General features: G+C 70.2%; 20 protein-coding genes. 8 read left to right on the top strand and 12 right to left on the bottom strand.

All coding sequences use genetic code 11. The features are described from left to right. The first annotated feature begins 525 nt into the window (after positions 1–525). Entirely contained in the window at positions 526–2,193 is a 1,668-nt protein-coding gene (locus ABZY45_RS22945; protein ID WP_356742487.1) for an LCP family protein, read from the top strand. A gap of 64 nt (positions 2,194–2,257) precedes the next feature. On the opposite strand, the gene ABZY45_RS22940 is transcribed toward ABZY45_RS22945, so the two are convergent. Further along, the gene (locus ABZY45_RS22940; protein ID WP_356742485.1) at positions 2,258–3,280 is read right to left on the bottom strand and encodes a glycosyltransferase family 2 protein; all 1,023 of its coding nucleotides are present in this window, start codon (positions 3,278–3,280) and stop codon (positions 2,258–2,260) included. Positions 3,281–3,606: 326 nt separating this feature from the next. Between ABZY45_RS22940 and ABZY45_RS22935 the strand changes: the two genes are divergently transcribed. Beyond that, entirely contained in the window at positions 3,607–4,971 is a 1,365-nt protein-coding gene (locus ABZY45_RS22935; protein ID WP_356742483.1) for an LCP family protein, read from the top strand. A gap of 141 nt (positions 4,972–5,112) precedes the next feature. Here the strand turns inward: ABZY45_RS22935 and ABZY45_RS22930 are convergent, their stop codons facing one another. Continuing rightward, entirely contained in the window at positions 5,113–5,661 is a 549-nt protein-coding gene (locus ABZY45_RS22930) for an acyl-CoA thioesterase (protein ID WP_356742481.1), read from the bottom strand. Positions 5,662–5,780: 119 nt separating this feature from the next. Here ABZY45_RS22930 and ABZY45_RS22925 point away from each other — a divergent pair, with 119 nt between their 5' ends. Beyond that, positions 5,781–7,049, top strand: coding sequence for an LCP family protein (locus ABZY45_RS22925; RefSeq protein WP_356742479.1), 1,269 nt, complete (start codon positions 5,781–5,783; stop codon positions 7,047–7,049). A 263-nt stretch (positions 7,050–7,312) separates the two neighbouring features. Here the strand turns inward: ABZY45_RS22925 and ABZY45_RS22920 are convergent, their stop codons facing one another. Continuing rightward, positions 7,313–8,470, bottom strand: coding sequence for an acyl-CoA dehydrogenase (locus ABZY45_RS22920; protein WP_145809368.1), 1,158 nt, complete (start codon positions 8,468–8,470; stop codon positions 7,313–7,315). 241 nt (positions 8,471–8,711) lie between these two features. Here ABZY45_RS22920 and ABZY45_RS22915 point away from each other — a divergent pair, with 241 nt between their 5' ends. Continuing rightward, on the top strand, positions 8,712–10,055 hold the full coding sequence (locus ABZY45_RS22915) for a UDP-glucose/GDP-mannose dehydrogenase family protein (protein ID WP_356742478.1): 1,344 nt from the start codon (positions 8,712–8,714) through the stop codon (positions 10,053–10,055). Between the two features lie 27 nt (positions 10,056–10,082). Here ABZY45_RS22915 and ABZY45_RS22910 read toward each other — a convergent pair whose 3' ends face one another. Continuing rightward, positions 10,083–10,604, bottom strand: a complete 522-nt coding sequence (locus ABZY45_RS22910; RefSeq protein WP_356742477.1) for a CGNR zinc finger domain-containing protein — start codon at positions 10,602–10,604, stop codon at positions 10,083–10,085. A gap of 129 nt (positions 10,605–10,733) precedes the next feature. Here ABZY45_RS22910 and ABZY45_RS22905 point away from each other — a divergent pair, with 129 nt between their 5' ends. Further along, positions 10,734–11,096 (top strand): VOC family protein, encoded by a 363-nt coding sequence (locus tag ABZY45_RS22905; protein WP_356742475.1) that lies wholly within the window; start codon positions 10,734–10,736, stop codon positions 11,094–11,096. Positions 11,097–11,183: 87 nt separating this feature from the next. On the opposite strand, the gene ABZY45_RS22900 is transcribed toward ABZY45_RS22905, so the two are convergent. The 3 genes from ABZY45_RS22900 to ABZY45_RS22890 are packed head-to-tail and all read right to left on the bottom strand — an operon-like array spanning position 11,184 to position 14,072. After that, positions 11,184–12,380, bottom strand: coding sequence for a dipeptidase (locus tag ABZY45_RS22900; RefSeq protein WP_356742474.1), 1,197 nt, complete (start codon positions 12,378–12,380; stop codon positions 11,184–11,186). Positions 12,381–12,387: 7 nt separating this feature from the next. After that, a complete protein-coding gene (purE, locus tag ABZY45_RS22895) occupies positions 12,388–12,924 on the bottom strand; it encodes a 5-(carboxyamino)imidazole ribonucleotide mutase (protein WP_356742473.1) in 537 nt (178 codons plus the stop codon). Beyond that, positions 12,921–14,072 (bottom strand): 5-(carboxyamino)imidazole ribonucleotide synthase, encoded by a 1,152-nt coding sequence (locus ABZY45_RS22890; protein WP_356742470.1) that lies wholly within the window; start codon positions 14,070–14,072, stop codon positions 12,921–12,923. Before ABZY45_RS22890 ends, purE begins: the two co-directional genes overlap by 4 nt. A 173-nt stretch (positions 14,073–14,245) precedes the next feature. On the opposite strand from ABZY45_RS22890, the gene ABZY45_RS22885 reads away from it, so the two are divergent. Beyond that, positions 14,246–14,764, top strand: coding sequence for a GtrA family protein (locus ABZY45_RS22885; RefSeq protein WP_356742468.1), 519 nt, complete (start codon positions 14,246–14,248; stop codon positions 14,762–14,764). A 27-nt stretch (positions 14,765–14,791) separates the two neighbouring features. Here the strand turns inward: ABZY45_RS22885 and ABZY45_RS22880 are convergent, their stop codons facing one another. Together ABZY45_RS22880 and ABZY45_RS22875 are read right to left on the bottom strand one after the other, a co-directional pair. After that, the gene (locus tag ABZY45_RS22880; RefSeq protein ID WP_356742466.1) at positions 14,792–16,057 is read right to left on the bottom strand and encodes an ATP-binding protein; all 1,266 of its coding nucleotides are present in this window, start codon (positions 16,055–16,057) and stop codon (positions 14,792–14,794) included. A 15-nt stretch (positions 16,058–16,072) separates the two neighbouring features. Beyond that, the gene (locus ABZY45_RS22875) at positions 16,073–16,750 is read right to left on the bottom strand and encodes a response regulator transcription factor (protein WP_099177243.1); all 678 of its coding nucleotides are present in this window, start codon (positions 16,748–16,750) and stop codon (positions 16,073–16,075) included. 488 nt (positions 16,751–17,238) lie between these two features. Here ABZY45_RS22875 and ABZY45_RS22870 point away from each other — a divergent pair, with 488 nt between their 5' ends. Continuing rightward, a complete protein-coding gene (locus ABZY45_RS22870; RefSeq protein WP_356742464.1) occupies positions 17,239–18,729 on the top strand; it encodes an oligopeptide:H+ symporter in 1,491 nt (496 codons plus the stop codon). A gap of 88 nt (positions 18,730–18,817) precedes the next feature. Here ABZY45_RS22870 and ABZY45_RS22865 read toward each other — a convergent pair whose 3' ends face one another. Both ABZY45_RS22865 and ABZY45_RS22860 read right to left on the bottom strand, forming a co-directional pair. Continuing rightward, positions 18,818–19,309 carry an ATP-binding protein gene (locus tag ABZY45_RS22865; RefSeq protein WP_356742462.1) on the bottom strand — a complete coding sequence of 164 codons (492 nt, stop codon included), beginning with the start codon at positions 19,307–19,309 and terminating at the stop codon, positions 18,818–18,820. A 202-nt stretch (positions 19,310–19,511) separates the two neighbouring features. Beyond that, positions 19,512–19,880: an STAS domain-containing protein gene (locus ABZY45_RS22860; protein WP_356742460.1), complete on the bottom strand. Its 369-nt coding sequence runs from the start codon at positions 19,878–19,880 to the stop codon at positions 19,512–19,514. 290 nt (positions 19,881–20,170) lie between these two features. On the opposite strand from ABZY45_RS22860, the gene ABZY45_RS22855 reads away from it, so the two are divergent. Beyond that, positions 20,171–21,151 (top strand): RNA polymerase sigma factor SigF, encoded by a 981-nt coding sequence (locus ABZY45_RS22855; protein WP_356742458.1) that lies wholly within the window; start codon positions 20,171–20,173, stop codon positions 21,149–21,151. A 134-nt stretch (positions 21,152–21,285) separates the two neighbouring features. On the opposite strand, the gene hutI is transcribed toward ABZY45_RS22855, so the two are convergent. Beyond that, positions 21,286–22,482, bottom strand: a complete 1,197-nt coding sequence (hutI, locus tag ABZY45_RS22850) for an imidazolonepropionase (RefSeq protein ID WP_356742456.1) — start codon at positions 22,480–22,482, stop codon at positions 21,286–21,288. Positions 22,483–22,551: the final 69 nt, after the last annotated feature.

The raw sequence follows: 22,551 nt of genomic DNA, 5'->3' as shown, positions 1-22,551 counted from the left end.
CCGCGCCGGGGGAAACGCCTCGCGTGGCACCGACGGAGGACCCGGCAACCGTGGACGCGCACCGTCGTGGGCGGGCGGAGGAAACAGACCCCGCCGACCAGTGGGTGCTCGACCCGCGGACCGGTACTCACGAATTGCGACCGGACAACTCCGGAACAGAGTCACCGGGCCCTTTCGTCACATCGGGCCCCCGCATCGGCCCAGGTCACGAATCCCGGCACGCGCGCGGCCGAGGGCCGCGCCCTCGCGGACATCAGGGGCCTGCCGGCCGTCGCGCCGCGGCGGGGAGCGGACGGCGCCGAGGCACTCCAGGCGATGGTGCCGACCCCGGGGGCAGCCGGCACCGACGGGCTTCGCGCGACGGGGCCGAACGCGGGGGCGGACCTCCAGGGCGCAGGGGCGCCCGTCACGGGCGCGGGGAAGGCGCCGGAAGACATCCGGAAGGCAGACGCCGACAAGGCGGTACGCGCGAAGTGACGACCGTCGCCGCGCCACAACAGAATTCTGAGCAGTAGGGGGGTCCTGGTGGGACGGAGCAGCACACGCGGGGAGGGGACTCGGCCGCGCGGCCGGCACGACGGCGACGGCGTGGGCGACGCGGGCGGCCGGGTGGGGCGTGGCGGGCACGGCCGGCGGGAGCGGTCCGTGCCCGAGGAGAGCGGGCAGGGCCGGGGAGGGCCGAACCGCCGTACGCGGCGGGCCGCGAAAGGCGGTAAGCGGCGGGTACTGCGCTGGGTGGCCGTCGTCCTCGCCGTGCTGATACTCGGCACCGGCGGCGCCGGTTACGTCTACTACAAGCACCTCAACGGCAACATCAAGAAGGAGGATCTGACCCTCGGCGACAAGGACATGGCCGATCACAAGGCCAACGCCGCCGGTCAGACCCCGCTGAACATCCTGCTCATCGGCTCCGACGCCCGCGACTCCAAGGCCAACCAGAAGCTGGGCGGCGCCAAGGAGACCTTCGGCGGCACGCCGCTCGCCGACGTGCAGATGCTGCTCCACCTCTCCGCGGACCGCACCAACATCTCCGTGGTCAGCATGCCGCGCGACACCATGCTGAAGATGCCCAAGTGCACCGACCCCGACTCCGGCAAGGTGTACGAGGCCAGCACGCTCGACGTCCAGACCAACGAGAGCCTGGGCCGCGGCGGTCCGGGGTGCACGGTGGCCACCTGGTACGAGCTCACCGGCATCACCATCGACCACTTCATGATGATCGACTTCGCGGGCGTGGTCTCCATGGCCGACGCGGTCGGCGGCGTCCCGGTCTGTGTCGACGCGAACGTCTACTCGCACACCAGCGACGGCAAGGGTTCGGGGCTGAAGCTGGAGGAGGGCACCACCTCCGTCAAGGGCAAGCAGGCCCTCCAGTGGCTGCGTACGCGCTACGGCTTCGAGGACAACACGGACCTCGGCCGGACCAAGGCCCAGCACCAGTACCTGAACTCGATGGTCCGTGAGCTGCGCAAGGGCACCAAGCTCACCGACCCCGGGAAGCTGATGAACCTCGCCGAGGCCGCCACCAGCGCGCTGACGGTCGACAAGGGCCTCGACACCGTCAAGAAGCTGTACGACCTGGCCGAGGAGCTCAAGAAGGCCCCGACCGACCGCATCACGATGACGACCATGCCGAACGTCTACGGCACGGGCGAATACGCGGGCCGGGTCTACCCGAAGGCCGAGGAGGCCGAGCAGGTGTTCCGGATGATCCGTGAGGACATCCCGCTGGACGGCAAGGCCTCCAAGCGCAAGACGCCCGTCACCAAGGACACCGCGGCACCCGCCGCGGAGATCGCCGTCACCGTGCGCAACGCGACCGGCACCGATACCCTGGGCCCGGCCCGGGGCCGGGCGAACACGGTCAAGGATCTGCTCACGGAGGCCGGCTTCACCCGGGCCGCCGTCGACTCGCAGAACGTCGAGGGCGCCGCCAGGACCGGCATCCTCTACCCCAGCGCGGACATGGAGGGCGATGCGCAGGCGGTCGCCAAGGCGCTCGGCATCCCGGTCTCCCAGGTGAAGAAGTCGACGGACGCCTCGGGCATCGTGCTGGCCGTGGGAGCGGACTGGCGCGAGGACGGGGCCTACCCGGCCAAGGACGCCGAGGAGAAGACACCGACCTCCGCGAACCCGCTCAACGGTGCGAACGAGAAGGCGTGCATGCACGTCAACCCGTCCTTCACCTGGTGACCCACGTGTGAGAAGGGCCCCGCCGTCGCCGGCGGGGCCCTTCTTCCGCTTGTGTGGGGGGCCGTCAGGCCGTCTGCTCCTGGATGGCCGGGCGACGGCTGGCGATGACCTTCTTCGCGAGCGAGCGGGGGCTGGTCAGGAAGCCGTATCCCCAGGACATGTGCATGGTGGCCAGGGCCACCGGGATCTGGACCCTGGCCTTCAGCGGCAGGCCCTTCCCGGCGGGGAGCGACCCGGCGACGATGGCCGCGACGTATCCGGCCGGCACGACGAAGGCCCACGGGGTGACGGCGGCGCCGACGACGATGCCCGCGGCTATGGCGCAGACGGCGGTCGGCGGGGCGAGGTAGCGCAGGTTGATCGAGCCGGAGTGGTAGCGGGCCACGACGTGGCGCCAGCGGCCGTAGTCCTTGTACTGCTTGGCGAGCGCGCGCACGCTGGGCCGCGGGCGGTACTGGACCTTCAGCTCGGGTGAGAACCAGATCAGGCCGCCCGCCTCCCGGATGCGGAAGTTCAGCTCCCAGTCCTGGGCGCGGATGAACTCCACGTTGTAGCCGTCCGCCCGCTCCAGGGCCTCGCGGCGGAAGACCCCCAGGAACACGGTCTCGGCCGGCCCTGCCTCGCCGCCTGTGTGGAAGGCCGCGTTGCCGACACCGATCTTCGACGTCATCGCGGCGGCGACGGCGTCCTCCCAGGCGTTCTCGCCCTCGGCGTTCATGATGCCGCCGACGTTCTGCGCGCCGGTCTCCTCCAGCAGCCGCACCGCCGTCGCGATGTAGTTGGGCGAGAGCATGCCGTGGCCGTCCACCCGTACCACGATCGGGTGACGGGAGGCCTTGATCGCGGCGTTGAGCGCGGCGGGGGTGCGGCCGGTCGGGTTGGGGACGGTGTGGACCCGGGAGTCCTCCCGGACCAGCTCGGCCGCGATCTCGTCCGTACGGTCGTCCGAGGGGCCGAGGGCGATCACGATCTCCATCTCGCCGGCGTACTCCTGCTCCAGGATGTGCCGGACCGAGTTCCTGAGATGGCGTTCCTCGTTGAGCACCGGCATGATCACGGAGACGGCGGGGTACTGCGCGGCAGACATGTGGTCCTCGGGGGTCCTCGGGGGTGCCGGGGGTCCGGGGGTTTCCGCACCCCAGGAGGCGGCGTGATTCGGCCGCCACGTTACCGCGAACGAGGGACAGCGGCGCGCGCCGCCGGGTCTCCTCCCGGTCCACAGATCGTATGGGCCTACCGTGCGAAAGTCCCACTCGCACCGCGGAGGTGTCCCTCGTGCCCACGCCGCCCCGATCGCCCCGTCCACCGCACCCCCGCACCGCTCCCCCGCAGCGCAGGACTCCCCGGCAGTCCGGAGGCCGCACCGCGCGGCGGAACCGGGCCGGCGGACGGAAGACGCCGCCCCGGTGGGGTATGCGGGTCGCCACCGGGCTGTCCGTGCTGGTGCTCGGCGCGGGCGGGATCGGCCATGCCGTCGTGAGCGGCCTGGAGACCGGCATCGACCGGGTCGATCCGTTCAAGGACATGAAGAACCGGCCGCAAGGCGGCCACGGGATGAATCTCCTGCTCGTCGGCACCGACGGCCGCGACAGGATCACCAAGGCGGAGAAGAAGAAGTACAGACTGGGCGGCGCCCCCTGCCACTGCACCGACACCCTGATGCTCGTCCACCTCTCGGCCGACAAACAGCGGGCCAGCGTCATCAGCCTGCCGCGCGACAGCTACGCCGAGCTCCCGGGACACACGGACGCCACCACCGGCAAGGAGCACTCCCCCCACCCGGTGAAGCTGAACGCCGCCTACGCCGAGGGCGGGCCCCAGCTCACGGTGCGGACCGTGGAACAGATGACGAGCATCAAGATCGACCACTATCTGGAGATCGACTTCACCAGCTTCATGAAGACGGTCGACACCCTCGGCGGGGTCGAGATCTGTACCGCGAAGCCGCTCAAGGACGCGTACACCGGCCTGGACCTGGCGCCCGGAACCCACAAGCTGGACGGCGGGCAGTCCCTGCAGTACGTGCGCTCCAGGCATCTCGACGGAGCCGCCGACCTGGGCCGGATGCAGCGCCAGCAGAGGTTCATGGCCGCGCTGATCAAGCAGACGACCAGCAGCGGCGTGCTGATGAACCCGGTGAAGTTCCAGCAGGTCACGGCGACGATGCTGGAATCCGTACGCGCCGACAAGGGCTTCGGTACGGAGCAGATGCTGGAGCTCGGCAAGGCCATGCGCGGTTTCACTCCGGCCTCCTCCGAATTCGCCTCCGTGCCGCTGGAGGAGGAGGGGTACCAGGTCGAGGGCATCGGCGCCACGGTGAAGTGGGACGTGAAGAAGTCGAAGAAGCTGTTCCAGGCCCTGCGCGAGGACCGGCCGCTCGCCCCGCACCTGCCGAAGGAGCCCAAGGCGAAGCTCGTCGACGTGGCCCCGCAGCAGATCCGGGTCCAGGTCTACAACGGGACCCCGAAGGACGGTCTCGGCCAGGACGTCGACGCGGCCCTGCGCGCCACCGGCTTCGACACCACCCGCGCTCCGCTGAACGGCGGGCCGAGCGATCTGACCCGGACGGTGGTCAGGTACGACCCGCGCTGGGACAGGTCGGCGAAGTCCCTGGCCGCGGCGCTGCCCGGCTGTGAGCTCCTGGCGGTGAAGGGGCAGGGCGGCACGATGAAGGTCGTCGCGGGCTCCGACTTCAAGAAAGTGCAACGGGTCAAGGCCGAGAACTCGCAGCGCGGCGAGTTCGGCACGGTCACCGGGGACCAGGTGGTCTGCCCGTGACGCCCGCGGGCCGGGCAGTCCCGGCCCGCGGCGGCACCGGACCGGCCGGCGCCCGCTCCGGCAGCCGGCCGCCCGCCTGGCGGAGCGCCTCGGTGTCAGCCCCGCCACCGAGAGGCCACGGGGCTTTCCGGACGAGATGCCCTAGTCGTCGATGCCTTCCGCGGCCCGCCGCTCGCGCAGCTCCTTGATCGCGCGGCGCCGGGCGAGGCGGTGCGTACGGCGGATCTGCGCCTCCTGGTAGCGCCGCTTGTCGCGCTCCGTCTCCGGGACGACCTCCGGCACGCGGCGCGGCTTGCCCTCCTCGTCGACCGCCGCGAACACGAGGTACGCGCTGCCGACCTGCTGGGCGGGGGTGGACTCGTTCCACCGCTCGGCCATGACCCGGACGCCGACCTCCATCGAGGAGCGGCCCGTCCAGTTCACCTGGGCCCGGACGTGAACAAGGTCACCGACGCGGACCGGTTCCAGGAAGACCATCTCGTCCATCGACGCCGTCACGGCCGGACCGCCGGAGTGCCGGCCGGCGACCGCTCCCGCCGCGTCGTCGACGAGTTTCATGATCACGCCGCCGTGCACGGTACCCAGGAGGTTGGTGTCGTGGCTGGTCATGATGTGGCTGAGGGTGGTCCGGGAAGCCGAGGTCGGCTTGACCGGAACATCGCCCTCCGGCGGCTGGGGCTGATCTGTCATGCCGTCCACCTTATGCGGGGGCTTGCACCGGGTTGCTTTGCATCAGCTTCGCAACAGCCGTGACCCGATCTCCCGTACACCCTGTAAGAGCCACAGGCCGAGACGGCACACTGGTCCGCATGAGCGATTGGCCCGAAGGACGGAACGGCGGACCCGGCGAGCGCTACGGGCGGGGCAGTGCCAGCCCCCAGCCCGAGAGCGCCCGTGCCATGCCGCACGTCCGGCGACGCCCCACGCCGCCGCAGGCCCCGCCGCGCATCCCCCCGCAGCCTGGACAGGGATACGACGACGGAGCCGGCTACGACAGCGGTTACAACACGGGCCAGGTCTACGGCGGCGGACAGCGCGGCGGCGGTCACGGGGGCGGCCGTGGCGGCGACAGCGGATACGTCCAGCCCCGCCCGGCGCCCAACTGGGGCCGACGCCTCAAGGTCGGCGCCCTGACGCTGGTCGTGGTGGTGCTCGCCGTCTCCATCGGCACGTACTTCTGGGCCGACGGCAAGCTCAAGCGTGATGTGGACCTCTCCAAGGTCATCGACCGCCCCTCCGAGGGCGACGGCACGAACTACCTCATCGTCGGCTCCGACAGCCGCGAGGGCATGACGGCCGAGGACAAGAAGAAGCTGCACACGGGCTCCGCCGAGGGCAAGCGCACCGACTCGATGATGATCCTGCACGACGGCTCCAACGGCCCGACGCTGATCTCCCTGCCCCGCGACTCGAACGTCGAGATCCCCACCTTCATCGGTTCGGAGTCCGGCAAGACCTTCAAGGGCACGGGCCGCCAGGTGAAGCTGAACGCCGCGTACGCGGAGGACGGCCCCGAGCTGCTGGTCCGCACGGTCGAGTTCAACACCGGGCTGCGCATCGACCACTACGTCGAGATCGGCTTCGGCGGCTTCGCCAAGATCGTGGACGCGATCGGCGGCGTCGAGCTGGACATCCCCAAGGCATTCAAGGACAAGAAGTCCGGTGCCGACTTCCAGGCCGGCAAGCAGACGCTGAACGGCGAGCAGTCCCTCGCCTTCGTCCGCACCCGCTACGCCTTCGCGGGCAGCGACCTGGACCGCACGAAGAACCAGCAGAAGTTCCTGGCGGCCCTGGCCTCCCAGACGGCGACCCCGTCCACGATCCTCAACCCGTTCAAGCTCTACCCGACGATGGGCGCCGGCCTGGACACGCTGATCGTCGACAAGGACATGTCGCTCTGGTCGCTCGGCAACATGTTCTTCGCGATGAAGGGCGTCACGGGCGGCGAGGGTACGTCGATGAACATCCCGCTCTCCGGGCAGAGCGTGAACGGCAACCTGGTCTGGGACAAGGACAAGGTCAAGCAGCTCGTGGAGCAGCTGAAGAACGACGAGAAGGTCACCGTCAAGGGCAGCTGAGCGCGGCACGGCGGCCGGAAGCGGCCGGCGCTGACGACCCCACGGAGGCGTCAGAAGTCGCCTGATCCGCATCCGCCAACAGCCCCCGGCGTCACGCCGGGGGCTGTGTTGTTTGTGCAGGTCAGTGGCTGTTCTCAGCCCGGCATCTGCCCAGGATTCCCCCGGCATGACGCCCAGGAACGGCCCTGGACGGGCCGCAGCGGGCAGAAAGCCAAGGGTGTCCCTCGGAGCCTTCGAAACAGCTTCTGACCCGCAAAAACCTGCTAGGGAAGGTTCCTCGCCATGACGATGCGCTGAACTTGATTCGTGCCCTCGTAAATCTGAGTGATCTTGGCGTCACGCATCATGCGCTCGACAGGGTAGTCACGGGTGTAGCCGTAGCCGCCGAGCAGCTGGACCGCGTCCGTGGTGACCTCCATCGCGACGTCGGAGGCGAAGCACTTGGCCGCGGCGCCGAAGAAGGTCAGGTCGCCGTCGAGGCGCTCGGACCTGGCCGCCGCCGCGTAGGTGAGCTGGCGGGCCGCCTCCAGCTTCATGGCCATGTCGGCGAGCATGAACTGGACGCCCTGGAAGTCGCCGATCGGCTTGCCGAACTGCTTGCGCTCCTGGACGTAACCCTTGGCGTAGTCCAGGGCGCCCTGAGCGATGCCGAGGGCCTGGGCCGCGATCGTGATGCGGGTGTGGTCCAGGGTCTTCATCGCCGTGGCGAAGCCAGTGCCCTCCTCGCCGATCATGCGGTCGGCGGGGATGCGGACGTTGTCGAAGTAGATCTCGCGCGTCGGGGAGCCCTTGATGCCGAGCTTCTTCTCCGGGGCACCGAAGGAGACGCCCTCGTCGGACTTCTCCACGACGAACGCCGAGATGCCCTTCGAGCGCTTCTCCGGGTCGGTCACGGCCATGACCGTGTAGTACTCGGACACCCCCGCGTTGGTGATCCAGCGCTTGACCCCGTTGAGGACCCAGAAGTCACCGTCGCGGACGGCCTTGGTCTTCATGCCGGCCGCGTCGGAACCGGCGTCGGGCTCGGAGAGGGCGTACGAGAACATCGCGTCGCCCTTGGCGAGCGGACCGAGGTACTTCTTCTTCAGAGCCTCGGAGCCGGAGAGGATCACCGGAAGCGAGCCCAGCTTGTTCACGGCCGGGATCAGGGAGGAGGAGGCGCAGACGCGGGCCACCTCCTCGATCACGATCACGGTGGCGAGCGCGTCGGCGCCCGCGCCGCCGTACTCCTCCGGAACGTGGACCGCGTGCAGGTCGGAGGCGACCAGTGCGTCGAGCGCCTCCTGCGGGAAGCGCGCCTCCTCGTCGACCGCGGCGGCGAACGGGGCGATCTTCGCCTCGGCGAGCGAACGGATCGTCTCGCGGAGCATGTCGTGCTCCTCGGCCGGACGGTACAGGTCGAAATCGGTCGAACCCGCCAAGACGTTCACTCCCCAAGGATGCTAACTACCGTTAAGTAACCTAATTTTAGTGGCCCGGACTCACGAAGGCATACGGGCGGGGCACGTGACCTTGCCGACAGCCCGTGGACCACGGGCGCGAGAGTCCCGGAAAGGCCTGGTGACCGGCCTCCCGGGCGGGTGTGGGACGGCCGGAAATCCGGCGTCGGAGGGCCCGGATATGCTCGGCTCCGCACGTCGTCCGCCTCGTTCAGGAGCACCTATGGCCCTCAAGATCACCGTGATCGGCACCGGCTACCTCGGCGCCACCCATGCAGCGGCCATGGCGGAGCTCGGCTTCGAGGTCCTCGGACTGGATGTCGTGCCCGAGAAGATCGAGATGCTCTCGGCGGGCAAGGTGCCGATGTACGAGCCGGGGCTGGAAGAGCTCCTGCGCAAGCATGTCGCGGGCATCGAGGGGTCCACCGGCCGGCTGCGGTTCACCACCTCCTGGGAGGAGGTGGGCGACTTCGGCGACGTGCACTTCGTCTGCGTGAACACCCCCCAGAAGCACGGCGAGTACGCCTGCGACATGAGCTATGTGGACAGCGCCTTCGAGTCGCTGGCCCCGCAGCTGACGCGCCCCGCACTGGTGGTCGGCAAGTCCACCGTGCCGGTGGGCTCGGCCGCGCGGCTCGCGGACCGGCTCGCGGAGCTGGCCCCGGCGGGCGCCGACGCGGAACTCGCCTGGAACCCGGAGTTCCTGCGCGAGGGTTTCGCCGTGAACGACACCCTGCACCCCGACCGGCTCGTGGTCGGCGTACGCAGCGAGCGCGCCGAGAAGCTGCTGCGCGAGGTGTACGCGGGCCCGATCGGCGAGGGGTCGCCGTTCGTGGTGACCGACTTCCCGACGGCGGAGCTGGTGAAGACGTCGGCCAACTCCTTCCTCGCCACCAAGATCTCGTTCATCAACGCGATGGCGGAGGTCTGCGAGGCCGCCGACGGTGACGTGGTGAAGCTGGCGGAGGCGCTGGGCCACGACGAGCGGATCGGCAAGAAGTTCCTGCGGGCCGGGGTCGGGTTCGGCGGCGGCTGCCTGCCGAAGGACATCCGGGCGTTCATGGCGCGGGCCGGCGAGCTGGGCGCGGACCAGGCGCTGACCTTCCTGCGCGAGGTCGACTCGATCAACATGCGGCGCCGCGGTCACATGGTCGAGCTGGCGCGCGAAGCAGTCGGCGGTGACTCCTTCCTGGGCAAGCGCGTGGCGGTGCTGGGCGCGACGTTCAAGCCGGACTCGGACGACGTACGCGACTCCCCGGCCCTGAACGTGGCGGGGCAGATCCACCTCCAGGGCGGCCAGGTCACCGTCTTCGACCCGAAGGGCATGGACAACGCCCGCCGCCTCTTCCCGACGCTGGGCTACGCGGACACGGCGCTGGACGCGGTGCGCGGTGCGGACGTGGTGCTGCACCTGACGGAGTGGCGGGAGTTCCGCGAGCTGGACGTGGTCTCGCTCGGCGAGGCCGTGGGCAGGCGGATCATCCTGGACGGGCGCAACGCCCTGGACCCGCTGGTGTGGCGTGAGGCCGGGTGGACGTACCGCGCGATGGGCCGCCCGAAGGCCTGACCTCCCGGCCCACGGCCCGGCACCGCCTCAGCCCTGCTCCGCGTCCCGCCGGGCACGGTAGGCACGCATCTTGGCACGGGCCCCGCACACCGACATCGAGCACCAGCGGCGACGCCCCGCAGGGCTGCGGTCGTAGTAGGCCCAGCGGCAGTCCTCGGCCTCGCACGCCTTGAGCCGCGCCCAGCTGCCGTCCGCCGTGGCCTGCGCGATCGCCGCGGCGACCCGGTCCGTCAGCCCGGCGGGCTCAGCGAGGGGCCGCAGCGCCGCGGCACCGGCGGCGTCCACCGTGACCCTGAGCGGTGCGGCGGCGAGGAGCCCGTCGAGCGCGGGCACCGGAGAGCCTTCCTGGCGGTGCCCGGCATGCGCGAGGCAGACGGCGCGCAGCGCCTCGCGCAGGAGCAGCGCGCCGGGCACGTCCGCCTCGGCCAGACCGAACGCCGCCCGCCCCTCCTCCGTACCGAGGGCATCCGCGCCGGTCTCGAAGTCCAGCGTGTTGACCAGGCTCTCGACCAGGGCGAGTCCGCCCGGGGCAGCCGCCTTCTCATTCATGGTTGCGAGGTTACCGGCTATGCGGGAGCATGCAGTAACGGTTACCGCCTGAGAGCCTCAACGGGTAACCGTGGGGGTGATGGCGGTGTGCCGAGCCCTCTCGCTGTTCCGATCGGAAGAGGAGACGTCATGACCGTCGCCGCACTGGGCACCGTCGTCCTGGACTGCCCCGACCCCGCCGCCCTGGCCGCTTTCTACGCCCAGGTGCTCGGCGGGGAGCCCGAGCACGACGGCGAGCGCTGGGTCGACCTGCGGACGGAGGACGGGGCGAAGCTGGCCTTCCAGGCCGCGCCCGGTCACGTCGCGCCGCAGTGGCCGCAGGCCGAGGGCTCGCAGCAGTTCCATCTGGATCTGACGGTGGAGGACCTGGACGCGGCGGAGCGGGAGGTGCTGAAGCTGGGGGCGACGCTCCTGGAGGCGGGTCCCCCCACGCGCTCATGGCGCGTGTACGCCGACCCGGCAGGGCACCCGTTCTGTCTCTGCGCCTGCTAGGAACCGGAGGACGGCGGGCCGGCAGGGGCTGTGTCAGCCCCTGCCGGCCCGCCGTCGTCCGGTGTGTCGCCGTGTGTCGCGAAGGAGTCAGTGCGCCGGGCCGTCCAGCTCCTCGATCGTCGCGTGCGACGGGCCGACGCGCACACTCAGGTCGCGGGCCACCGCTTCCGCCTCACGCAGGACCCGGACCGCGTTCTGCCAGGTCAGCTTGGCCACGTCGCTCTCCGACCAGCCACGCGTCAGCAGCTCGGCGATCAGATACGGGTAGCCCGAGACGTCCTCCAGCTCCAGCGGGAGGAACGCCGTGCCGTCGTAGTCACCGCCGATGCCGATGTGATCGATCCCCGCGATCTCACGCATGTGGTCGAGATGGTCGGCGATCGTCGCCACGGTGGCCATCGGGCGCGGGTTGAGCGCCTCGAAGTCCGCGTGGATCCGCATGGCGGCCGGCGTGGTGTCCAGGTGGTGCAGCCCGTGCTCCCGCATGTTGCGGTCGGCGGCGAGCGTCCACTCGACGGCGGCGGGCAGGACGAACTTGGGGACGAACGTCGCCATGGCCACTCCCCCGTTGGCCGCGAGCATCCGCAGCACGTCGTCGGGGATGTTGCGCGGGTGGTCGCAGACCGCCCGCGCGGAGGAGTGCGAGAAGATCACCGGCGCCACGGAGGTGGCGAGCGCGTCGCGCATGGTGGTGGCCGCCACGTGGGAGAGGTCGACCAGCATGCCGATGCGGTTCATCTCGCGTACGACCTCGCGGCCGAACTCCGACAGCCCTCCGACGCGCGGGGAGTCGGTCGCCGAGTCCGCCCAGTCGGTGTTGTCGTTGTGGGTGAGCGTCATGTAGCGGACGCCGAGGGTGTGCAGGGCGCGCAGGGTGCCCAGCGAGTTGTTGATGGAGTGACCGCCCTCGGCCCCCATCAGGGAGGCGATCCGGCCTTCGGCGCGGGCCTTCTCCATGTCGTCGGCCGTGAGCGCGCGCCGCAGGTCGTCCGGATAGCGCTCCAGCATCTCGGCGACCACGTCGATCTGCTCCAGCGTGGCACTCACCGCGTCGTCGCCGGCCAGATGCGGCGGGACGTAGACGGACCAGAACTGCGCGCCCACACCGCCGGCCCGCAGCCGCGGGATGTCGGTGTGCAGGGATCCGGTCTGGTCCCGGGCGATGTCGCGTGCGTCCAGGTCGTATCCGACCTGCTCGCGCAGGGCCCAGGGGAGGTCGTTGTGACCGTCGACGACGGGGTGGCCGGCGAGGAGCAGCCGGGCGCGGTCCAGGTTGTCGCTCACCGGTGGCCTACTTCCCGAAGCCGAAGGAGTCCGCGCCCTGGGTCTTGGCGCGCAGCCGCTTGCCCTTCTCCGTCGCCTGGTCGTTGAGCTCCTGCTGGAACTCCTTCATCCGCTCCAGCAGAGCGCTGTCGTGGACGGCGAGGATGCGGGCGGCGAGCAGCCCCGCGTTACGGGCTCCGCCGACCGAGACGGTGGCGACGGGGACCCCGGCCGGCATCTGGACGATGGACAGCAGGCTGTCCATGCCGTCGAGGTACTTCAGCGGCACCGGTACGCCGATCACCGGCAGCGGGGTGACCGAGGCCAGCATCCCCGGGAGGTGCGCGGCTCCCCCCGCGCCCGCGATGACGGCCTTGAGGCCGCGGTCCGCGGCCCGCTCGCCGTAGGCGATCATCTCGCGCGGCATGCGGTGCGCGGAGACGACGTCGACCTCGTAGGGGATCTCGAACTCGTCGAGGGCCTTGGCCGCCGCTTCCATCACGGGCCAGTCGGAGTCCGAGCCCATCACGATGCCGACGACGGGGGCGGAGCCTTGTGCGGTCATTCGGTGATCGTTCCTCGCAGGTAGTCGGCCGCGTGCCGGGCGCGCTCCCGCACGTCCGCCAGGTCGTCGCCGTAGGTGTTGACGTGGCCGACCTTGCGGCCGGGCTTCACGTCCTTGCCGTACATGTGGATCTTGAGCTGCGGGTCGCGGGCCATGCAGTGCAGATACGCCTGGTACATGTCCGGGTAGTCGCCGCCGAGGACGTTGCACATGACCGTCCAGGGCGCGCGGGGACGCGGATCGCCGAGCGGGAGGTCCAGGACGGCCCGCACGTGGTTGGCGAACTGGGAGGTGACGGCGCCGTCCTGGGTCCAGTGCCCGGAGTTGTGGGGGCGCATCGCGAGCTCGTTGACGAGGATGCCGGGCTTCCCGTCGGGTCCCCGCGTCTCGAAGAGCTCGACCGCGAGGTGTCCCACCACGCCCAGCTCGTCGGCTATCCGCAGGGCGAGCTGCTGGGCCTCGCCGGCGAGGCGTTCGTCCAGGTCCGGTGCCGGGGCGATGACGGTGTCGCAGACCCCGCCGACCTGGATGGACTCGACGACCGGGTAGGCGACGGCCTGGCCGTGCGGCGAACGGACGATGTTGGCCGCCAGCTCCCGCGTGAAGTCGACCTTCTCCTCGGCGAGGACGGCGACACCGGCCCGGAAGGGCTCGGCGGCGTCCGCCTCGGAGCGGACCACCCACACGCCCTTGCCGTCGTACCCTCCCCGGACCGTCTTCAGGATGACGGGGAAGCCGCCCACCTCCTCGGCGAAGGCGGCGGCGTCCGCCGGGTCCGCGACGATGCGGTGGCGGGGGCAGGGCGCGCCGATCTCCGTGAGCTTGGCGCGCATCACCCCCTTGTCCTGGGCGTGCACGAGAGCGTCGGGGCCGGGGCGGACGGGAATCCCGTCGGCCTCCAGGGCCCGCAGGTGCTCGGTCGGCACGTGCTCGTGGTCGAAGGTGATCACGTCGCAGCCGCGGGCGAAGGCCCGTAGCGTCTCCAGGTCGCGGTAGTCGCCGACGACGACCTCACCGACCACCTGGGCGGCCGAATCCTGGGGAGTGTCACTGAGGAGCTTGAATTTCAGGCCGAGGGGGATACCCGCCTCGTGGGTCATTCGGGCGAGCTGACCGCCACCGACCATGCCGACTACAGGAAACGTCACCACTCCAGGGTATCGGGCGGCCGGGAGCTCCCCTCACCCTCTCCGGGGCGCCTCCGCCCCGGGGCGGAGGCGCCCCGCTCATACGGGCCCGTCGGCTCACGGGGCATCACACGGGAGGGCTGGTTAGCATGGCCGGGTTGACGAAACCGACCGGACGGGGCTGAGCGATCACCATGAGCGAACGGGGCGCACTGCGGACCCGGCTTGATCTGCTGGCCCGGGAGGTCGCCAAGTTCGGCGCGGTCGGCGCCCTCGGGCTGGTCGTCAACATCGTCGTGTCCAACCTGATCTGGCGTACCACGGACATCCCGGTGGTGCGGGCCGGGCTGATGGGGACCGTCGTCGCCATCCTCTTCAACTACGTCGGATTCCGTTACTGGACCTACCGGGACCGCGACAAGAGCGGCCGGACCCGGGAGCTGATGCTGTTCCTGCTGTTCAGCGCCGTCGGAGCGGTGATCGAGACGGGCGTCCTCTATCTGGCGACGTACGGCTTCGGATGGAACAGCCCGGTGCAGAGCAACGTCTTCAAGATCCTCGGCATCGGGATCGCCACCCTGTTCCGCTTCTGGTCCTACCGCACCTGGGTGTTCCGGGCCCTCCCCGCCAAGGAGGCCGTGCTCAGCGCGGAACGGTTTCTGGAGCAGCGGCGGTCGGCCGAAGAGGTGACTCCGGGCCCTGTGCCCCGCTGACCCCGCGTCCGCCGGGCGTACGGCGTATCAGCGCACCGGGCGTGCGGAGTCCTTGCGGCTCGGTGCGACCCGGCTGAGGAAGAGGGCGAAGACCGGGGGCTGCTGCTGGAGCAGTTCGAGCCGGCCCCCGTCGGCCTCGGCGAGGTCCCGGGCCACGGCGAGGCCGATGCCGGTGGAGTTGCGGCCGCTGATGGTCCGCTCGAAGATCCGCGCCCCCAGGTCGGCGGGAACACCGGGCCCCTCGTCCGTGACCTCGACGACGACCTGGTTGCCGGTCACGCGGGTGCGCAGCGCCACCGTGCCGCCTCCGTGCATCAGTGAGTTCTCGATCAGCGCGGCGAGTACCTGTGCGACGGCGCCCGGGGTGCCGACGGCCTCCAGTCCGTTCTTCCCCGAGCAGACGACGGCGCGGCCGGCGCTGCGGTAGGCCGGACGCCACTCCTCGATCTGCTGCTTGACGACCTCGTCGAGGTCGAAGACGACGGCGGACCCGGTGCGCGGGTCGCGGGAGTTCGTCAGCAGCCGCTGCACGACGTCCGTGAGGCGCTCGACCTGGGTGAGCGCGATGTTCGCCTCCTCCTTCACCGTGTCCGGGTCGTCGGTGACGGAGATCTCCTCGATGCGCATGGAGAGCGCGGTGAGCGGCGTACGGAGCTGGTGCGAGGCGTCCGCGGCGAGACGCCGTTCGGCGGTCAGCATCCGGGCGATGCGCTCGGCGGAGGAGTCCAGGACGTCGGCGACGCGGTCCAGCTCGGCCACCCCGTACCGCTTGTGCCGGGGGCGCGGGTCGCCCGATCCGAGGCGCTCGGCCGTCTCGGCGAGGTCGGTGAGCGGGGAGGTCAGCCGGTTGGCCTGGCGCACGGCGAGGAGGACGGCGGAGACGATGGCGAGCAGCGCCACGGCTCCGATGATCAGCAGGGTCCTGCCGACCTCACGGGTCACCGCGGAGCGGGACTCCTCGACGGTGACCTTCTCGCCCTGCTCGCCCGTCTCGGTGCTGCGGATGACGCTGTCCGTGGGGCGGTCGCCGACCTCGATGGGAGCCCGCCCGGGGATCTCGACGCGGGCGTAACGGCTGGGGTCGACCTGCTCGGCCAGGACCTGCGGAGTGATCCGCTCGGCGCCGAGCAGCCGGCTCTCGACGACGCTGATCAGCCGGAACGCCTCGGAGTCGACGCTCTCCTGGGCGCTGTTGCTGATGGTGCGGGTCTCGACGATGACGAGCGAGACGCCGAAGACGGCGATCACCACGAGCACCACGGCGAGGGTGGAATTGATCAGTCGGCGGCGCATGACTGTCTCTGTACGTCAGCTCTTCTCGAACCGGAAGCCGACGCCCCGGACGGTGGCGATGTAACGCGGATTGGCGGCGTCGTCGCCGAGCTTCTTGCGGAGCCAGGAGATGTGCATGTCCAGCGTCTTGGTGGAGGACCACCAGGTGGTGTCCCAGACCTCGCGCATCAACTGGTCGCGGGTGACGACCCGGCCGGCGTCCCGGACGAGGACGCGCAGGAGGTCGAACTCCTTGGCGGTGAGCTGGAGTTCCTCGTCGCCCATCCAGGCACGGTGGGACTCGACGTCGATCCTGACGCCGTGGGTGGCGGGCTGCGGGGCGGGCTCCGTGGCGCCGCGGCGCAGCAGGGCGCGGACCCGGGCGAGCAGCTCGGCCAGACGGAAGGGCTTGGTGACGTAGTCGTCGGCCCCCGCGTCCAGGCCGACGACCGTGTCGACCTCGTCGGCCCGGGCGGTCAGCACCAGGATCGGCACGGCGTGGCCGTCCGCCCTCAGCCGCCTGGCGACCTCCAGGCCGTCCATCCCGGGGAGCCCCAGGTCCAGCACGACGAGGTCGATGCCGCCCTGGAGTCCGGCGTCGAGCGCGGTCGGACCGTCCTCGCGGACCTCGACCTCGTAGCCCTCCCGACGCAGGGCGCGGGCCAGTGGCTCCGAGATGGATGCGTCGTCCTCGGCGAGCAGTACACGGGTCATGCAGTGATGGTAGTCCGCGCGGGACCGCCGGAGTGAGGCCCTGGACAGGCCCTGCGGCTCAGGGCCACGAATCGGTCATCCGCCTTTGAATATGCGACCTTGGTTCCATCGGAACCTGTGATCCATCTCTCAAGTCCTTCCATATCGGTGTGTGTCGTGTCGTATGGTTGCTCGACGCCTGTTGCACCACCGAAGGGCCTTTGGGCAGCGTTTCGCGCCAAGGGTCACTTTTGTGTACGGGCCGGTTTCCACCGGCCCCGATCAGTGAATGACCTGTGGGCCGGGCCCGGAGCGCGAGGACGCGCGCCGGGCGTGGATCCCGGAGCGGTCGGTCCCGCGATCCCGCCCTCGAGACTCCGTACGGAGCCGTGGCCGGATCGAAACTCCTCGAGGCGTCGGGGGTGGGGCGTCTCCGCACCGGTGCCGGCTACCCCCCACCGGGCGCGCACGCTCACGAGGCGACGCGTCCCGACCAGCAAGGATCGACCATGGCGTCCAGCCTGACGAAGGACTCGGCCAGTTCCACCGGCACCGAGAAGACCTTCTTCGGCCACCCCCGCGGCCTGGCCACACTCTTCATGACGGAGATGTGGGAGCGCTTCAGCTACTACGGCATGCGCGCCCTTCTCCCGCTCTACCTGATCGCTCCCAACGGGCTTCACATGAACCCCGCCACGGCCACGGCGATCTACTCCGTCTACCTGTCGCTGGTGTACCTGCTCGCCATGCCCGGCGGCTGGTTCGGCGACCGCGTCTGGGGCCCCCGCAAGACCGTCGCCATCGCGGGCGGCGTCATCATGCTCGGCCACCTGACGCTGGCACTGCCGTCCGAGGGCACCTTCTTCGCCGGTCTCGGCCTGGTCGCCATCGGTTCGGGCCTCCTGAAGTCGAACATCTCCACGATGGTCGGTCACCTCTACGACGGCCCGGACGACCCGCGCCGTGACGGTGGCTTCACGATCTTCTACATGGGCATCAACATGGGTGCCTTCGCCGCTCCGCTGATCATCGGCACCGTCGGTGAGAACGTGAACTGGCACCTGGGCTTCGCCCTGGCCGCGCTCGGCATGGGACTCGGTGTCGCCCAGTTCCTGCTCGGCACCCGCCACCTGAACGAGCGCAGCCTGGTCGTGCCGAAGCCGCTCTCCGCCGACGAGCGCGCGTCCACGCTGCGCAAGTCGATGATCTGGCTGGGCATCGCGGCCGTCTTCTACATCGGCACCGTCGTCACCGGCGTCTACACGCTGAACTGGCTGCTGGTCCCGATCACGATCGCCGGCCTGGTCATCCCGGTCATGGTCCTCGTGCGCATCAAGCGCGACAAGGAGCTCAGCCAGACCGAGCAGAAGAAGATGTCCGGTTACATCTGGTTCTTCGTCGCCGCCGCCATCTTCTGGATGATCTACGACCAGGGCGGTTCGACCCTGGCGATCTTCGCCGACTCCTCCGCGGAGAACTCGGTCCTCGGCTGGGACTTCCCGGTCTCCTGGTACCAGTCGGTCAACCCGGTTCTGATCATGGCGCTGGCCCCGGTCTTCGCCGCCTTCTGGCTGGCGCTGAACCGGCGGGGCAAGGAGCCGAGCACGGTCGTGAAGTTCAGCTCCGGTCTGGTGCTGGTCGGTGCGTCGTTCTTCCTCTTCCTGGCGCCGCTGACGATCGCGGGCGACGGCCACAAGGCCGCCGCGATGTGGCTCGTCGCGATCTACTTCGTCCAGACCGTCGGTGAGCTGACGCTGTCCCCGGTCGGACTCTCGGTCACGACGAAGATGGCACCGGCCAAGTACGCCAGCCAGATGATGGGTGTCTGGTTCCTGGCCGTGACCGCGGGTGACTGCACCACGGGTCTGCTCTCCCTCGCCGGTGTCGAGCTGAACGGCACCGGGGTGGTGGCCCTCCAGGCGGCCCTCGCGGTCGTCGCCGGTGTCGCGGTCTTCTCGTACCGCGGCAAGGTCAAGGAGCTCATGGGCGACGTCCGCTGACACGGACCCCGCCACGACGACTCAGGGCCCGCACCGATCGGTGCGGGCCCTGAGTCGTCGTGGCGTACGGAAACGAGGTGAGCGGGAGCTACGCGGGTGCCGCCAGCTCCGCCCAGACGGTCTTGCCGGGCTGTTCGGGCGTGCGCGTCACGCCCCAGTCCAGACAGAGCCGCTGCACGATGAACATGCCGTGCCCTCCGGGCCGCCCCGCGCGGTGCGGGGTGCGCGGCGCGGGCTGGCCCGCTCCGCGGTCGACGACCTCGACCCGGAGCACCTTCGAGGAGAAGGCGATCCGCAGCTCTTCGGGGCCGTCCGCGTGCAGGCAGGCGTTCGTGACGAGCTCGGAGACCACCAGGAGGACGTCTTCGGCGGCGGCCCGCCGGTCGGCGCCGGAGGCGGGCAGCCAGCCCCACTCGTGGAGCGCCTGCCGGGCGAAGTCACGGGCCATGGGCACGATGCCGGTGGCCTCTCTCAGCGAGAGCGTGCGCCATTGCCGATCAGCGGGCGCGGCAGAGGCGGTGCCTGTGCCTTCCGGCTCGCGGCCGAGGCCGCCCGGCGGATGTTGCCGGGTGGTGCTCATCAGCGCTTCACCTCACCGATTCACCGTGTGTTGCCATCGAACAGATACTGATCAGATACAGAGTGTGCGGGCTCCAAGACCCCGACGGGGTCTCTCCTGCCCGGCTGAATGGTGACAACACCCACTTCGCCTACGCCATGAGCGTGATACGTGCGAAAAGGGAGGTGCCTGATACGGGGAAGACGCATGGAGAGCGCCGCCGTCAGCTGCTGAGAGCCTCTTCGAGCGAGGCGTGGACGGTGAAGACCGCCTCCGCCCCCGTGATCTCGAAGACGCGAGCCACCACGGGCTGCATTCCGGCCAAGTGAACCCCTCCCCCGGCTGCCTCCGCCGTCAGGCGCGCGCCGAGCAGCACGTTGAGCCCGGTGGAGTCACAGAACTCGAGGCGTGAGCAGTCGACCACCAGACGTGTACGTCCTTGATCGAGCGCGCTCTCCAGCGGCTCGCGCAGCAGATCGGCGGTGTGGTGATCGAGCTCACCCACCGGCGTCACGACCTCGCTGCCGCCCTCTGTCCGGACATCGACCTGTAGCCGACCCCGGTTCGCACTGCCGACCGTCCCGCGGTCCATGCCGCCCCTCTTCGCCGTCCCTCACCGTCCGCGGCATCGTATGCCCGCGGTTGTCATCGTGGATGCCCTCGACGTGCCTGAAACATTACGCGTTTCCCTCGCCACACGGTAGTCGAAGAACTCAACAAACCGGACATACAGGCGTATTTGGCACTTGTAACTCCCGGTCGGGACCGGGTAAGGGTAGAGGGACATCATCACAGGACTCGATCGGCTTCGGAGGCGCCGCTTCACCGCAGGAACACGTATGGGCATCGGCAGCCATATGCCGAGAACGATGGAGGAGAACCATGTCACCCCGGCTCGACGTATCGCGTACCCACATCGCGACGTCGGCATGTCCTCAGGGACCGACCGATTCCGACTCCGCTGTGGCGAGCGCCGTTCCCGGCCAGCGCACCAGCACCCGCACCACCGCTCCGGCCCCCGACGACGAGTTCTCGGGCGAGGAGTTCGAGGGGCTCGAAGAACTTCCCGAGATCCCCCACTACGCCGAAATCGGCGCGCTGGACGCGAGGGCTCTCTCGAAGACGCTCTTCGCGCGGCTGGAGGCCCTCGAGGAGGGCACCCACGAGTACGCGTACGTCCGCAACACCCTCGTCGAACTCAACCTGGCCCTGGTGAAGTTCGCCGCCGGCCGGTTCCGCTCGCGCAGCGAGCCCATGGAGGACATCGTCCAGGTCGGCACCATCGGCCTGATCAAGGCGATCGACCGCTTCGAGCTGAGCCGCGGGGTGGAGTTCCCCACCTTCGCGATGCCCACCATCATCGGCGAGATCAAGCGCTTCTTCCGTGACACCAGCTGGTCGGTGCGCGTGCCGCGCCGGCTCCAGGAGCTCCGGCTCGACCTCGCCAAGGCGGGCGACGAGCTGGCCCAGAAGCTGGACCGCGCGCCCACGGTCGCCGAGCTCGCCGAGCGCCTCGGCCTCACCAGGGACGAGGTCGTCGAGGGCATGGCCGCGAGCAACGCGTACACCGCGAGTTCGCTGGACGCCAAGCACGACGACCACGACGACGGCGCCGACGGGGCCCTCGCGGACCGTATCGGTTACGAGGACCACGGCATCGAGGGCATCGAGTACGTCGAGTCCCTGAAGCCGCTCATCGCCGCGCTGCCCCTGCGCGACCGTACGATCCTCTCCCTGCGCTTCGTCTCCAACCTGACGCAGTCGGAGATCGGTGAAGAGCTCGGCATCTCGCAGATGCACGTCTCCCGGCTGCTCTCCCGGACCCTGGTCAAGCTCCGGAAGGGGCTGACCGTCGAGGAGTGAGCCCGCGTTCCGGCACCCCGGAACGCCCCTGCGGAAGGACCTGCCCCGGCCGACGGGCGGGTCCTTCCGCATTGTTGACGAAGCAGCACGGACCGGCACCGACCGGTGAAAACCGGACCGCTCGCGCGTCGGTGTCACACGACCCGCTGTCCGCTCCGCCACACCGCCCTGACCAGCGGGACTCCCGGCCTGTAGGCGAGGTGGACGTGGCTGGGGGCGTCGAGGAGCACGAGGTCCGCACGGGCGCCGGGGGTGATACGGCCGATGTCGGTGCGGCGCAGCGCCGCCGCGCCTCCGGCGGTGGCGGACCAGACCGCTTCGTCGGGGGTCATGCCCATGTCCCGTACGGCGAGGGCGATGCAGAACGGCATGGAGGAGGTGAAGGAGGAGCCCGGGTTGCAGTCGGTGGACAGGGCGACGGTCGCGCCCGCTCCGAGGATCCGGCGGGCGTCGGGCCACTGCGCACGGGTGGAGAACTCGGCGCCGGGCAGCAGGGTGGCGACGGTGTGGCCCTGGCCGAGCGCGTCGAGGTCGGCGTCGTCGAGGTAGGTGCAGTGGTCGGCGGAGGCCGCGCCGAGTTCGACGGCGAGGCGGACGCCGGGACCGTGACCGAGCTGGTTGGCGTGGACCCGGGGTTGCAGGCCGGCCGCGAGACCCGCGGTGAGGATCGTGCGCGCCTGGTCCTCGTCGAAGGCGCCCCGCTCGCAGAAGACGTCGATCCAGCGGGCGTGGGGGGCGCAGGCCGCGAGCATCGGGCCGGTGACCAGGTCCACGTAGCCGGCGGGGTCGTGTTCGTGGTCGGGGGACACGATGTGGGCGCCGAGGAAGGTGACCTCGTCGGTGTGGCGGGCGGCGACGCGCAGGGACCGCGCCTCGTCCTCGACGGTGAGCCCGTAGCCGGACTTGGTCTCCAGGGTGGTGGTGCCCTGCTGGAGCGCCTCGGCGAGGTAGCGCGCGACGTTGGCCGACAGTTCCTCGTCGGAGGCGGCGCGGGTGGCGGAGACGGTCGTGCGGATGCCCCCCGCGGAGTACGGGCGGCCTGACATGCGGGCGTTGAACTCGGCGGTGCGGTCGCCCGCGAACACCAGGTGGGAGTGGGAGTCCACGAAGCCCGGGATCACGGCCCGGCCGCCCGCGTCGAAGGCGTTGTCGGTGGCGGGTGCTTTGCTTGACTCACCGGTCCACACGACGCGGTCGCCCTCGATGACGACGGCCGCGTCCCGGATCAGACCCAGGGGGGTCCCGTCGCCGAGGGAGGGGTTGTTGGTGACCAGGTTCGCGATGTGGGTGATGGCGGTCGTCGGGGCCGTGGGGGTCGTCGGGGTCGTCATCAGGGTGCGGCTTTCGTCGGGTTCGCCGCCCGGCAGGACGGCCGGGCGCGGGGGCGTGGTTTCGGCACC

Source organism: Streptomyces sp. NPDC006516, assembly GCF_040611875.1.
In the GTDB taxonomy this organism is placed as follows: Bacteria; Actinomycetota; Actinomycetes; order Streptomycetales; family Streptomycetaceae; genus Streptomyces.
Note: the sequence above shows the minus strand (reverse complement) of the source record. Positions and strands in the feature narration are given on the sequence as shown.

Excerpts from the sequence above, each read along its gene's own strand:
- ABZY45_RS22940 (WP_356742485.1), bottom strand. The coding sequence starts at position 3,280 with ATGTCTGCCGCGCAGTACCCCGCCGTCTCCGTGATCATGCCGGTGCTC.
- ABZY45_RS22935 (WP_356742483.1), top strand. The coding sequence starts at position 3,607 with ATGCGGGTCGCCACCGGGCTGTCCGTGCTGGTGCTCGGCGCGGGCGGG.
- ABZY45_RS22930 (WP_356742481.1), bottom strand. The coding sequence starts at position 5,661 with ATGACAGATCAGCCCCAGCCGCCGGAGGGCGATGTTCCGGTCAAGCCG.
- ABZY45_RS22925 (WP_356742479.1), top strand. The coding sequence starts at position 5,781 with ATGAGCGATTGGCCCGAAGGACGGAACGGCGGACCCGGCGAGCGCTAC.
- ABZY45_RS22915 (WP_356742478.1), top strand. The coding sequence starts at position 8,712 with ATGGCCCTCAAGATCACCGTGATCGGCACCGGCTACCTCGGCGCCACC.
- ABZY45_RS22910 (WP_356742477.1), bottom strand. The coding sequence starts at position 10,604 with ATGAATGAGAAGGCGGCTGCCCCGGGCGGACTCGCCCTGGTCGAGAGC.
- ABZY45_RS22905 (WP_356742475.1), top strand. The coding sequence starts at position 10,734 with ATGACCGTCGCCGCACTGGGCACCGTCGTCCTGGACTGCCCCGACCCC.
- purE (WP_356742473.1), bottom strand. The coding sequence starts at position 12,924 with ATGACCGCACAAGGCTCCGCCCCCGTCGTCGGCATCGTGATGGGCTCG.
- ABZY45_RS22885 (WP_356742468.1), top strand. The coding sequence starts at position 14,246 with ATGAGCGAACGGGGCGCACTGCGGACCCGGCTTGATCTGCTGGCCCGG.
- ABZY45_RS22880 (WP_356742466.1), bottom strand. The coding sequence starts at position 16,057 with ATGCGCCGCCGACTGATCAATTCCACCCTCGCCGTGGTGCTCGTGGTG.
- ABZY45_RS22875 (WP_099177243.1), bottom strand. The coding sequence starts at position 16,750 with ATGACCCGTGTACTGCTCGCCGAGGACGACGCATCCATCTCGGAGCCA.
- ABZY45_RS22870 (WP_356742464.1), top strand. The coding sequence starts at position 17,239 with ATGGCGTCCAGCCTGACGAAGGACTCGGCCAGTTCCACCGGCACCGAG.
- ABZY45_RS22865 (WP_356742462.1), bottom strand. The coding sequence starts at position 19,309 with ATGAGCACCACCCGGCAACATCCGCCGGGCGGCCTCGGCCGCGAGCCG.
- ABZY45_RS22860 (WP_356742460.1), bottom strand. The coding sequence starts at position 19,880 with ATGGACCGCGGGACGGTCGGCAGTGCGAACCGGGGTCGGCTACAGGTC.
- ABZY45_RS22855 (WP_356742458.1), top strand. The coding sequence starts at position 20,171 with ATGTCACCCCGGCTCGACGTATCGCGTACCCACATCGCGACGTCGGCA.
- hutI (WP_356742456.1), bottom strand. The coding sequence starts at position 22,482 with ATGACGACCCCGACGACCCCCACGGCCCCGACGACCGCCATCACCCAC.